The following is a 12,614-nucleotide window of genomic DNA, read 5'->3' on the forward strand; positions in this document are numbered from 1 at the left end:
TTGAAACCCGCACTGCGTGAGCGTGTCAGGGGCTTTGGCTATCACGGCAAACTTGCTGCCTGTATATCGGCCTCAAGCTTGTCCGCCTTTCTGCCTCAGGCCAGCTCAGAGGCCAAAGATCAGGTTAGCAAAAACACCATAAACACGGCATCCCCAAACGGCGCCCGGGCTTTTTGAAACAGTTTTTAACCATAAAACCAGTAACACACCCCAATGGCCGCCAGAATCCCGGCAAGATCCGCAGTCAGGCCACAGGCAAGTGCATAACGACCATTACGAATTCCAACGGCACCAAAGTACACCGCCAAAACATAGAAAGTGGTTTCGGTACTGCCCTGGAAAATGGCTGCCAGACGTCCGGCAAAGGAATCCACGCCATGATGATTCATGGTTTCCAGCATCATGGCGCGGGCACCCGAGCCACTGAAGGGCTTCATCAGGGCGGTTGGCAAGGCATCGACAAAGCGGGTATCGCCGCCAAACCAAGTGACCAGATGACGGATAGCCGACAGCAGCAACTCCAGCGCACCTGAGGCTCTGAGCAATGCGATAGCCAGCAACATGGCCAGCAAATATGGGATAAGCTGAACAGCCTGACCAAAGCCCTCTTTGGCGCCTTCAACAAATTCATCATAAATCGCCACTTTGCGGATCCCGGCAACCAGCACAAACACCAGCACCAGTGTCACCAATACCCCATTGCCAAGGATGGTGGACACCTCCCCTATCTGTTGCGCCGACAACGAGCCCAGATAAAACACCAGCGCCATCAGCGCGCCAAGCATCAGCGCGCCATAGGCCAGTACTACTGTATCCAGCAGCTTTATCCGCTGTACCATGGCGACCACTATCAATCCCGCCAGGGTGGATGCCGACGTCGCCAGCAATATAGGCAAAAACAGATCCGCAGGATTGGCAGCCCCCTGCTGCGCCCGGTATAAAAACACAGCCACAGGCACCAGAGTCACCGAAGAGGTGTTGAGTACCAGGAACAGAATTTGCGCGTTGGTCGCCGTCTCCTTGTGGGGATTGAGACTCTGCAGATCATGCATGGCCTTTAGCCCCAGCGGCGTTGCCGCGTTATCCAGCCCCAGCATATTGGCCGTCAGGTTCATGGTGATACTGCCATAGGCTGGATGGCCTCTGGGCACATCGGGCATCAGCCGGGACAGGACCGGCTCAGTGAAACGGGCCAGCGCACCAACCATGCCACCTTTTTCGCCAAGCCGCATCAGCCCCATCCACAGCGACAGCACGCCAACCAGCCCCAGCGAGATCTGCGCCGCCAGTTCAGCGGAGCTAAACAGCGCGGCACTGACATCGGACAACACCTGAGTATTGCCCAGCGCCAACTGCACGGTGATCGCCAACGACGTCACCAGGAAAAAAAACCACCAGATTCGATTCAGCACCTGTGCTCCTGCCTGCCCGCAAGACGTGAGCCCACCTCGTGCCCGTGGTATACTCGCGCCAGCAAATCTTTTAAGACAGTCTTTATGGTTCAATTAAATCAGGATTTTATCAACAGCATTCGACAGGATATTCCTGCTCACCTGTCACTTGATGATTTTATCGACTACTGCGGCAGACCTCTGCGCCGCTCCATTCGTATCAACACACTGAAAATCTCAGTCGCCGAATTTCAGAGCCTGATGGCGCCCAGGGGCTGGCAATTTGAGCCCATTCCCTGGTGCCCGGCGGGATTTTGGCTGACCGGTCACAATGATGATGAGCTGGGCAATTGTATCGAGCACATTCATGGACTGTTCTACATTCAGGAAGCCAGCTCCATGCTGCCGCCGACCGCGCTGTTCATGGATGACGCATCATTTGAGCGGGTACTGGACACAGCCTCAGCGCCCGGTTCCAAAACCACGCAAATCGCGGCACTGATGCAGAATCAGGGACTATTGGTTGCCAACGAATACTCTTCCAGCCGGGTAAAAGTGTTGCATGCCAATATCGCCAGAATGGGGGTCAGCAACAGCGCCATCACTCACTTCGATGGCCGGGTATTCGGCGAATATCAATTTGAAACTTTCGATGCGGTACTGCTCGACGCCCCCTGCAGTGGCGAAGGCACAGTCCGCAAAGATCCGGACGCGCTGAAACACTGGCGGCTGGATGAGATTGAAGATATCGCCCAAACCCAAAGAGAGCTTATCCTGTCGGCCTTTCAGGCATTGAAAAGCGGCGGGATGCTGGTGTATTCAACCTGCACCCTCAATACCCTGGAAAATCAGCAGGTGTGTCAGTTCCTCAAGGACACTTATCCTGATGCCGTAGAGTTTGTAACACTGGCGAATTTGTTTGATGGCGCCCACAAGGCCACAACAACGGAGGGGTTCCTGCACGTCTGGCCACAGGTGTACGACAGCGAAGGCTTCTTCGTTGCCGCCATCAAAAAGATGGCATCCGTGGAACGCGCATTGCCCAAGCCCCGGGCGCAGAAAAACTTCCCTTTTACCCATGCCTCACGCAAACAGCGTGAAGCTATCTCGGCGCACCTTAATGCATTGGGTCTGAATTTGCCTGAAGATCAGAGCCTGATGGTTCGTGAAGCTGAATATTGGCTGTTCCCGCAGGGATTTGATGAACTCATCGGCAGTATGCGTTTTCAACGTATCGGCATGAAACTAGCCGATGAAGCCAAGCACGGTTTTAAACTCAGACACGAAGCCATTATGGCCTTGCCCTGTTCACCGAAGGATGTGATTGAGCTGAGCGAACAGCAAGCGGTGGAATACCTGATGGGCCGGGATGTGCTGTTTGATGGCGATAAGCCCGCCAAGGGAGAAGTGATTGTCGGTCGCCATGGGGTGCCGCTTGGGCTGGCAAAGTCGTTGCCGGGCAAACTCAAAAACAGCCTGCCCAGAGAACTGGTACGCGACAAAGTCTGTCAGGCATAAACCTGACTGCCATTTGAGATGCTATGGGTGTGTTGCGTGGTGAGAGAATACCGCTAAAACAGTTTTTTATCTCGCCACAGCAATAGCTTGCAGTACCTGACTTTGCTCAATAAGGTTATTCCAGAAAAATATTTGGGGTATTGCCCGAATGCTGTACTACAATTTGAGTACGATGTCGCTGGCCTCCAGTGGCTTCGTACCCTAAGTTAGCGCACGGCTCACCCTAAGAGCCATTCCCCTAGGCCCGAAACAACTGGAATAGTTTTGGGCCTTTTTTTATCTGCCATTTTTATATCGTTGTTAAGACACATTCAGCGTCCCGCCAGACGGGCGGCATCTTTAAACAGGGTAAAGAAGTTGTCAGTAGTGTAAGCCGCCACCTCTTCATATTTTTCGCCCCGAAGCTCAGCCACAAATTCAGCAACATCCCGAACAAAAGCGGGCTGATTTTCCTGACCGCGGTGCGGCACTGGGGCCAGATACGGCGCATCGGTTTCAACCAATAAGCGCTCCTTTGGCACTTTACGGATCACACTGCGCAGCTCACCGGCGTTTTTAAAAGTCGCAATGCCGGATACCGAGATATAAAAGCCCAAATCCATCGCCGCTCTGGCCATGTCCCAGTTTTCGGTAAAACAGTGCAGCACACCCGCGACCCTGTCAGCCTGACCATTACGCAAAATCGCCAGCGTGTCCTCTCGGGCATCCCGGGTATGAATAATCAGTGGCTTGTTCACTTCCACGGCCAGTGCAACCTGCTGCTCGAAGCATTGCTGTTGCATGGCTTTGGTTTCGCTGGCATAAAAATAATCCAGCCCGGTTTCGCCGATGGCGACAACCTTGGGGTCATTGGCAAAAGATTTGATTTGCGCGACATCCAGCCCTTCCTGCACATCAAGTGGATGCACACCACTGGAAAGAAATACCTCTTCATAACCGGCCATTCGTTCACGCATGGCCTCAAAGCCCTGCTGGCGCACGTTCACACACAGGAAATAAGCGACGTCACGGGCATGGGCCTGTTGAATAATCTGATCAAGAGATGCCTCATCCGGCGCCGCCTTGAGGCGGTCGAGATGGCAGTGGGAGTCAATTAACACACGAGTACCAGCAAACAAGATTTACGAGGTGGGCAAGCATACCCAGCTACATGGTAGAGGTCAAATTACCGGAGGCCAGCTCACTGGAGAGAAGCTTTTCAATATGATGTTTGTGATGGGTTTCGTCAGCGGCGAATTGAATACCAATACCAGCAGGGCGTCCACCTGATGCGCCCTGGGGATTGATCCACACCACATTTCCCCTGGCTTCTGCCGCGACGCTTTCGCCGGGTAAGCGATAGGAAAAACTCAGGGTTTCACCCAGATAATGAGGCTCGCTGCTGGCCACAAATAACCCAGCGCTGCGAACAAAGGGCATGTAGGCGCGATATAACTGCTGAATGGTGTCAAATCTGATGACCAAGTCGACCATGTTATTCCATTTACTGAGTGACCTGTTTGTATTCTAGGACAAATTTCTGGCACAGTGCGAGATAATTGACACTTGCCATGGTTTCCAGATGGTGACACTGGCGCATGACCCTGTCTGCCAGCGCGATAATTTGCGACAATGCAAAGGCATCCAATTTACCCGGCTGGATCACGCGGGAGCGTAACACCAGATACAGTACTTTCAGCGCTTCGACTATGTGTTCTTCTTTCAATTCCAACAAACTGCCGCACAAATGACCTGACATCAGACTGGCGCGCCAGTCCTGCCGATATTGCAGCCAGCGCTGGTAATCACCATTGCCCAGACTCTCGGCCAACACCAGTGGGCCTCCGGCAACGGGCAATACCCAGGTAATATCTTCGCTGACTTGATGCTGTTGCATCAGCCAATCACAGATGATCTGCCGATCCGGCGCGACATAAGCCAGTTTCTGGCAGCGACTGGCGATGGTCGGCAACAATCTGGCAGGTGTTTGAGTTTGCAGCAGCAACAGGGTGTTTTTACCTGGCTCTTCCAATGTTTTGAGCAGCGCATTGGCCGATGCCTGATTCATCCGCTCACAGGCGTAGATGATGACCACCCGCTGCCCGCCCTGCTGGGCGGTCGCGGTCAGCGCATTGCACAGATCGCGGATTTGATCGATCTTAATCTGGCTGCCATCAGCCCGTACCTGATGCAGATCAGGATGATTGCCTGCCTGCACCAAATGACAACTCTTGCACTGGCCACAGGCACCATCCTGCGCAGGCGACAGGCACAGTGCTGTCGCCCCGATATCCTGCGCCAGCCATTCGCCGCCCTGAGCCGCATCCACGCCAATCAAGAGTGCATGTCCCAGGGTATCTTTAAGGATCTGGCCGGTAACCCGTGCAAATGGGGTATCCAACCAGGGCAGGTGAACAGCGCGGCGCATGGTATTCCTCATAATAATGATTGCAGGACGGCCTGAATGTCCTTGTGCACTTCAGACATTGGCTGGCTGGCGTCGATAACATGAATACTGTCATCCTGAGCGGCCAATTGCAGGAAAGTTTCCCGGGTACGATCAAAAAACGCCAGCGCCTGCTGCTCAATTCTGTCCAGCTCACCCCGACGGGCAGCGCGCTCCAGTCCCAGCGCAGGCGGCACATCCAGGTAAAGGGTGATATCGGGTTTGAAACCTTTGAGCGTGGCATCGCTGATGGCCTGAACCAGAGGCATTAAGCCACGGCCGCCCCCCTGATAAGCCAGCGACGACAGATTGTGCCGGTCACCCAGCACCCACTCACCACGAGCCAGCGCAGGTTTGATGACATTAGCCACCAGTTGTGCCCGGGCTGCATAAAACAGCAGACATTCCGCCTCATCGCACAAAGGGTCATCATCTTCGGCGATTTTCACCAGATCGCGGATTTTTTCAGCCAGCACAGTACCGCCTGGTTCGCGGGTACACAAAGGAGCCTTGCCGGTCTGCTTTTCAATCAAATCTTTTACCAGCGCAATGGCGCTGGATTTACCGGCCCCTTCCAGGCCCTCAATCACAATAAACTTGGCTTCATTCATTTTTGTTTTCTCTGGAATTCATTCACGGCGCGATTGTGTTCCGCCAGGGTGCGGGAAAACACATGACTGCCATCATTACGGGACACAAAATACAAATAATCCACATCCGCAGGATTGGCCGCCGCCTGCAGGGAGGCGCGACTGGGCGCAGCAATAGGCGAAGGCGGCAACCCATCAATCCGATAAGTATTGTAAGGGGTCAGCTCCCGCAAATCTTTCTTGGTGATGTTGCCCTGATACCGCTCGCCCATCCCATAAATCACGGTTGGATCTGTCTGCAGTCGCATGCCTTTGCGCAAACGATTGACAAATACTGCCGCTACCCAACCACGTTCTTCCGGCTTGGCGGTCTCTTTCTCGATAATGGACGCCAGTGTCAGTAACTCATAAGGGGTTTTCAGTGGCAGGGTTTTATCCCGTCCTTCCCAGGCAGCAGCCAGCTCCTGCTGCATGCGCAGGTAACTCTGGGTCAGCAATTCTGTGGCGCGCTGACCGGCTTCGTAGTGATAGGTGTCAGGATAAAAACGCCCTTCGGCAAGGCCGGTATCCCCCTGCTCGGCCATCACAGCCGCAAAGGCATCAACGTCATGGTTAAGATGAGGCGCCTGCGCCAGTTCGGTTTGCCACTGGGCGATGGTTCGCCCTTCGACCAACGTCAGCGGAAACTGCATCACCTTGCCCTGACTGAGTTGCTCAAGCAGGCCAGCGAGCGTTTCACCCGGCACCATTTCATACAAGCCTGCACGAATTTGCGCCAGTTCAGGATGCAGCTTGAGCAGTGCTTTGATGCGCCAGTCGTTTTCCGTAATACCCTGTTCAGCCAGTTGCCTGATTAAATGACGTACATTAGTGCCGGGTTTGATCTCAAGTTGCCGGGGCGTTTCCAGAATCAGGGGCGCAGCCGCATAAGCATCAAGCTGCTTCAATCCCCAATAGGCGCCACCGGCTGCGATCAACGCCAGGGTCATCAGCGTTGCCAGCAAGCCCAATAAAAACTTCATGCTTTTCATATTCTTTGTTGTAATTCTTTGATTCTTGGCCAAACAGCAAGTGGGCGATTGGCAATTCTGCTTACCGGGACAGCCCCCATCAGCGAGTTGGTTACCAGCACATGAGACGCTGCCAGCAACTGCGCTTCGCTGATATCAGCCGCTGCGACATTAAGTCCCATATCCAGCAGCGCTTCAATCACCTGCTCACGCATCACACCGCTGACGCCGGCATAAGCATGGCTGGGCACTGTGACTTGCATATCGTTGATCAGAAACAGATTGCCGGCACTGGCTTCAATCACATGGCCCTGAGCGTCAGTTACCCAAACATCATCCACATCATCGGCCATATGCGCTTTGATAAGCACTTGCTCAAGTCGATTTAAATGTTTCATCCCCGCCAGCAATGGCTGGCAGCCCAGAGTAACCGGGCTTCGTCCAAGGCAAATGCCCTGCTGTTGCCACTGTACGTAATGAGGGGGAAGTGGATGGACCGAGATGATCACCATGGGCGATGCCATTGCGGGCGCTTGATAGCCACGTCCGCCAACGCCTCGGCTCAGCAGCAGCTTGATACAGGCTTCGGGATGTTCGCTGGCCAGCTCATTCAGGCGCTGACGCAGCGCCGATGATGGGTGCCAGCAAAACCCCAAACGGGCAGCGCCGTCAGACAGACGGCGCAAATGTGACTCCAGATAGCAGATCTGCTGAGCGGATACGTTCATGGTGGCAAACAGACCGTCGCCATAGGCCAGGGCTCTGTCAGCCGGGTCAATAGCAGTGACTCTGGCGTCACCAATCCAGATTTCACTCATCAGGCATCCCTCATGCGGTGGCCGGATATCAGGAGTCCTGACTGATCCGGCTGGCAACGGCCTCCTGCTGATCTTTGTACTTGGCATTCTTGCGGGTGTTGTATGGCTTAGCCACAGGACCGCTCAAACGCTCGAAATTCAGCGCGCCTATGGTCATCATGGGACGCAGCGCCAGTGGCAATTTACCACTGTTGTAGAACTCCAGCACAATCCGCCCATGCCAGCCCGGATCGATGCGATGAGCTGTTACGTGCACCATCAGACCCAGACGCGCCAGCGAGGAGCGACCATCGAGCCAACCGACGATATCCGCAGGCAAAGTGACACTTTCATAGGTCACCGCCAGTGCCAGCTCACCCGGGTGCAGAAAGAAGGCATCGTCGCCTTCAATCGTGATTTGCTCACTCATCACCCGGTCAAGCGCAGCCTGAACTTCGCGGCTTGGACCACTCAAATCAATAAAGGGAGCTGTATGATCCTTAAACACCCGGAACTGGTTGCCCAGACGCACATCTACGCTGACACCACTGATGGCGTCGGTCGACGGACGCGGCTCCATCACAATGGTGCCATTATCCAGTGCCTGTTCAATCTCAATATCAGTTAAACGCATTGTTGGTCTTTAACTCCCTTGACTCGGCTTGCCTTAATTCAATCACTTCGCCAGCAAATGCTGGATACGGGCTTTGAGAATATCGGTCGCGATACGGTTCTTGCCGCCACGGGGCACGATAATGTCCGCGTACTGCTTGGATGGTTCGATAAACTGCAGGAACATGGGACGCACGGTTTTCTTGTACTGGGAAATCACAGATTCCATGGTACGACCGCGTTCTTCCACATCCCGGGTCAGACGACGCAGGAAACAGATATCCAGCGGGGTATCCATAAACACCGACGCATCCATCAGCTCACGCAGTCTGGGATCGGTCAGCAGCAGAATACCTTCCAGAATGATCACCTTTTTCGGTGTCATGGTTTCAATTTGATCGGTGCGGGTATGCTCTTTATAGCTGTACACCGGAATATCAACGGACTGGCCGGCTTTCAGCTGTTCCAGATGTTGACACAGGAGTTCGTGGTCGAGCGCCTTGGGGTGGTCATAGTTGGTCTTGACCCGCTGCTCCATGGACAGATGTCCCTGATCGCGGTAATAAGCGTCTTCATTGATCACACCAATTTGATTGGTGCCCAGATCACGGCACAGCTCTTCATAAATGGTTTTTGCAATCAGGCTTTTACCTGATGCTGATGCCCCGGCGATACCGATAATGACACACTGCGAAGAATTCATATAGCTACCTTATTCGTCATCTTCTACGCTGATTGATACCTGAGACTGGCTGTGTTGCAACGCCAGTTGCGCCCCTACTTTGCGGGCAATTTCCCGGTAAATTCCGGCAACTTCACTGTCAGGCTCGGCGACCACCAGCGGGGCCCCCTTGTCCATGGATTCACGCAAATCCAGCTGCAGCGGCAAAGCACCGAGCAGCGGTACCTGGTAACGCTGCGCAATGCTGCTGCCACCGTGAGCACCAAAAGGATGATCCTTGTGTCCACATTCAGTACAAATATGGAAACTCATATTCTCAACGATGCCAAGCACGGGAATATTCACCTTCTGAAACATGGTGATCCCTTTTTTGGCGTCGGCCAGAGCGATGTCCTGCGGAGTTGTCACCACCACGGCGCCGCTGACGGGCACCTTCTGTGACAGAGTAAGCTGAATATCGCCAGTACCAGGAGGCATATCGATAAACAGGTAATCCAATTCAGGCCAGCTGGTTTCATTCAGCAGCTGTGCCAATGCGCCTGCCGCCATCGGGCCACGCCAAACGGCAGCCTGATCGTCGGTCAGCATAAAACCTATTGATTGAGCCGCCACGCCATAAGCCTCGGCGGCCGTCATGGTCTTGCCATCGAGGGAGACAGGACGAAAATCGGTCAGTCCCAGCATCAGAGGAATGGATGGACCATAGATGTCGGCATCCAGAATGCCCACACGGGCACCTTCCTGAGCCATCGCCAGCGCCAGGTTAACGGCTGTGGTGGATTTACCCACACCGCCCTTACCCGAGGCAACTGCCACCACCTGCCGCACACCCGGGATAGGCGCTACATTGACGCTGGATGTCTGGGCTGGCTGAAAATCAATTTCGCATTCCACTTCATCAATGGCATCAAGCTTGGCCAATTGATTGGTCAGTGCCATCACGGTATCACGATACTGGGTTTGACAGGGGTAGGCATAAACCAGGGTCATTTGCAGACGCTTGCCATCCAATGCAAGTTTACGTACGCAATTGGCGGCAACCAGTCCCTGATTAAGATAAGGGTCAACAAAAGCATCCAAAATGCTCAATACAGACGACAACAATGCCGGTTCCAAACGGAAATCCACGGCCTGTTCCTGCAGTGCTGATGACAATTTACCTCTCCCCGAAAAAGAATTTGGGCAAGTGTATCAGATATTGGCAAAAACATTAGTGTAGAAATAGCTCAGTTAAACCGGCCCGTGATGAAAATTCCGCATTAATCGGTTAGTATCTAGGCCAATATTTCAGGACCAACACGATTTAGAGAAAAAATGGCAAATTCACAACGTAAAATTTTGGTGACCAGTGCACTGCCGTACGCCAACGGCCCTATCCATCTGGGTCATATGCTGGAGTATATTCAAACGGACATCTGGTCACGTTACCAAAAACTGCGCGGCCATGAATGTTACTATATCTGTGCCGACGACGCCCACGGCACGCCTATCATGCTCAAGGCACAGCAGCTGGGCATGGCTCCTGAAGAGATGATTGCCCAGGTTGCGGTTGAGCATCAGCAGGATTTTGCCGATTTCAACATTGCTTTTGATAACTATCACAGCACTCACAGTGACGAAAACCGTGAGCTGGCCAGTCACATCTACCTGGCACTGCGTGAAAAAGGTCATATCAAGAGCCGCACCATCAGCCAGCTGTTCGACCCTGAAAAGTCCATGTTCCTGCCAGACCGCTTCGTTAAGGGCACCTGCCCCAAGTGTAAGTCTGAAGATCAGTATGGCGACAACTGTGATGTGTGTGGTGCGACCTACAGCCCGACTGAACTGATCAATCCCAAATCAGCCGTGTCCGGTGCCACTCCTGTGATGAAAGACACCGAGCACTTCTTCTTCGACCTGCCAGCCTTCGAAGGCATGCTCAAAGAGTGGACACACTCAGGTGCGCTGCAGTCTGAGATGGCCAACAAGCTGAACGAATGGTTCGAACAGGGGCTGCAGCAGTGGGACATCACCCGTGACGCACCTTACTTCGGCTTTGAAATCCCGGATGCACCGGGCAAGTTCTTCTATGTATGGCTGGATGCACCAGTAGGTTACATGGGGTCGTTCAAGAACCTGTGTGACAAGCGTGGCGATCTGGACTTCAACGAATTCTGGGGCAAAGACTCCACTGCTGAAGTCTACCACTTCATCGGCAAGGACATTGTGTACTTCCACAGCCTGTTCTGGCCAGCCATGCTGCACGGCGCCGACTTCCGTCAGCCAACCAGTGTATATGCCCACGGCTATGTGACCGTAAATGGCGCCAAGATGTCCAAGTCCAAGGGCACCTTTATCAAGGCCCGTACTTATCTGGACAACCTGGATCCTGAGTACCTGCGTTATTACTACGCCGCCAAGCTGTCCAGCCGTATCGACGATCTGGATTTGAACCTGGAAGACTTCGCCCAGCGCGTTAACTCAGATCTGGTTGGCAAACTGGTGAATTTGGCGTCCCGTACGGCAGGCTTTGTGACCAAGCGCTTTGACGCCAAACTGGCCAAGCTGGAAGACACCACTTTGGTTGACAGCTTCCTGGCCAAGCAAGAGCAAATCGCCGAGTTCTATGAGACCCGCGAATACGGCAAAGCCATGCGTGAAATTATGGCGCTGGCCGACATTGCCAACGCTTACGTAGCGGACGCCGCGCCATGGCAGCTGGTGAAAGAAGACGACAAGCAGGAGCAGGCCCATCAGGTGTGCTCAGTGGCCCTGAACCTGTTCCGCATTCTGGTGACTTACTTAAAGCCGGTACTGCCACGTCTGAGCAGTGATGTTGAAGCCTTTATGCAGATGGAACTGACCTGGGAGAGCCTGGGCAAAGACATGGCCGGTCACGAGATCGCGACCTTCAAAGCCATGATGCAGCGTGTTGATATGGATAAGGTGGCCGCCATGGTGGAAGCCTCCAAGGAAGATCTGGAAGCGCAAAACAAGCCGAAAGGCCCACTGGCAGATGACCCAATCTCTGACACCATCGCCTATGAGGACTTTGCCAAGATTGACCTGCGCATTGCTCGCATCGCAAAGGCCGAGCATGTGCCTGAGGCTGACAAGCTGCTGAAACTGCAGCTAGATATTGGTGGTGAAATGCGTCAGGTGTTCGCCGGTATCAAGTCGGCTTATGCACCGGAAGATCTGGAAGGCAAGCTGACTGTAATGGTCGCCAATCTGGCGCCACGCAGGATGCGTTTCGGCATGTCCGAAGGCATGGTGCTGGCCGCCGGCCCAGGTGGGAAAGATTTGTGGATACTGGAGCCACATGAAGGTGCCCAGCCTGGCATGCGCGTAAAATAAGCCTGATTGCTGATTAATTGAATCCCCTGCTTCCACATAAGGATCAGGGGATTTTTATTTCCTGTGTGTGCCACCGGAGCAGCACTGCCTCAGAGTGCTTCGAAACTGCTGGTCGCCGTAAAATTCGGACACTGCGGCTCTGATTGAAATCAAGATTGTCCTGCACGCCATAGCCAATAGCAGCACGATGATACATATCCCTGCAAGCCCATCCGAGCTAATACCAATTTGATTAAAAGTTTGATCTAATGAC

At 53.7% G+C, this 12,614-nt stretch carries 12 protein-coding genes; 2 read left to right on the forward strand and 10 right to left on the reverse strand.

Annotated features, from left to right (window positions below; genetic code table 11):
* Positions 1–185: 185 nt before the first annotated feature.
* The gene (locus tag ACRRUX_RS03725; protein WP_432527283.1) at positions 186–1,412 is read right to left on the reverse strand and encodes a nucleoside recognition domain-containing protein; all 1,227 of its coding nucleotides are present in this window, start codon (positions 1,410–1,412) and stop codon (positions 186–188) included.
* An 84-nt stretch (positions 1,413–1,496) separates the two neighbouring features.
* On the opposite strand from ACRRUX_RS03725, the gene rsmF reads away from it, so the two are divergent.
* On the forward strand, positions 1,497–2,909 hold the full coding sequence (gene rsmF, locus ACRRUX_RS03730) for a 16S rRNA (cytosine(1407)-C(5))-methyltransferase RsmF (RefSeq protein WP_432527285.1): 1,413 nt from the start codon (positions 1,497–1,499) through the stop codon (positions 2,907–2,909).
* A 311-nt stretch (positions 2,910–3,220) separates the two neighbouring features.
* Here rsmF and ACRRUX_RS03735 read toward each other — a convergent pair whose 3' ends face one another.
* Genes ACRRUX_RS03735 through apbC form a run of 9 tightly spaced genes read right to left on the reverse strand, consistent with a single transcriptional unit; the run spans position 3,221 to position 10,180 of the window.
* Positions 3,221–4,009, reverse strand: coding sequence for a TatD family hydrolase (locus tag ACRRUX_RS03735; RefSeq protein ID WP_432527287.1), 789 nt, complete (start codon positions 4,007–4,009; stop codon positions 3,221–3,223).
* Between the two features lie 46 nt (positions 4,010–4,055).
* A complete protein-coding gene (locus tag ACRRUX_RS03740; RefSeq protein ID WP_432527289.1) occupies positions 4,056–4,382 on the reverse strand; it encodes a PilZ domain-containing protein in 327 nt (108 codons plus the stop codon).
* Between the two features lie 10 nt (positions 4,383–4,392).
* Positions 4,393–5,316 (reverse strand): DNA polymerase III subunit delta', encoded by a 924-nt coding sequence (holB, locus tag ACRRUX_RS03745; RefSeq protein ID WP_432527291.1) that lies wholly within the window; start codon positions 5,314–5,316, stop codon positions 4,393–4,395.
* Positions 5,317–5,324: 8 nt separating this feature from the next.
* A complete protein-coding gene (gene tmk / locus ACRRUX_RS03750; protein WP_432527293.1) occupies positions 5,325–5,945 on the reverse strand; it encodes a dTMP kinase in 621 nt (206 codons plus the stop codon).
* Positions 5,942–6,946, reverse strand: a complete 1,005-nt coding sequence (gene mltG, locus ACRRUX_RS03755) for an endolytic transglycosylase MltG (protein ID WP_432527295.1) — start codon at positions 6,944–6,946, stop codon at positions 5,942–5,944. Before mltG ends, tmk begins: the two co-directional genes overlap by 4 nt.
* Positions 6,947–6,951: 5 nt before the next feature.
* Complete coding sequence (pabC, locus tag ACRRUX_RS03760) at positions 6,952–7,752, reverse strand: aminodeoxychorismate lyase (protein ID WP_432527297.1); 801 nt, start codon at positions 7,750–7,752, stop codon at positions 6,952–6,954.
* Positions 7,753–7,780: 28 nt separating this feature from the next.
* Entirely contained in the window at positions 7,781–8,365 is a 585-nt protein-coding gene (gene dcd, locus ACRRUX_RS03765; RefSeq protein ID WP_432527299.1) for a dCTP deaminase, read from the reverse strand.
* A gap of 42 nt (positions 8,366–8,407) precedes the next feature.
* Entirely contained in the window at positions 8,408–9,046 is a 639-nt protein-coding gene (gene udk, locus ACRRUX_RS03770) for a uridine kinase (RefSeq protein WP_432527301.1), read from the reverse strand.
* 9 nt (positions 9,047–9,055) lie between these two features.
* Complete coding sequence (apbC, locus tag ACRRUX_RS03775; RefSeq protein ID WP_432527303.1) at positions 9,056–10,180, reverse strand: iron-sulfur cluster carrier protein ApbC; 1,125 nt, start codon at positions 10,178–10,180, stop codon at positions 9,056–9,058.
* A 159-nt stretch (positions 10,181–10,339) separates the two neighbouring features.
* Here apbC and metG point away from each other — a divergent pair, with 159 nt between their 5' ends.
* Positions 10,340–12,361: a methionine--tRNA ligase gene (gene metG, locus ACRRUX_RS03780; protein WP_432527305.1), complete on the forward strand. Its 2,022-nt coding sequence runs from the start codon at positions 10,340–10,342 to the stop codon at positions 12,359–12,361.
* The last annotated feature ends 253 nt before the right edge of the window (positions 12,362–12,614 follow it).

Source organism: Shewanella sp. GXUN23E, assembly GCF_050865035.1.
Classification (GTDB): domain Bacteria; phylum Pseudomonadota; class Gammaproteobacteria; order Enterobacterales; family Shewanellaceae; genus Shewanella.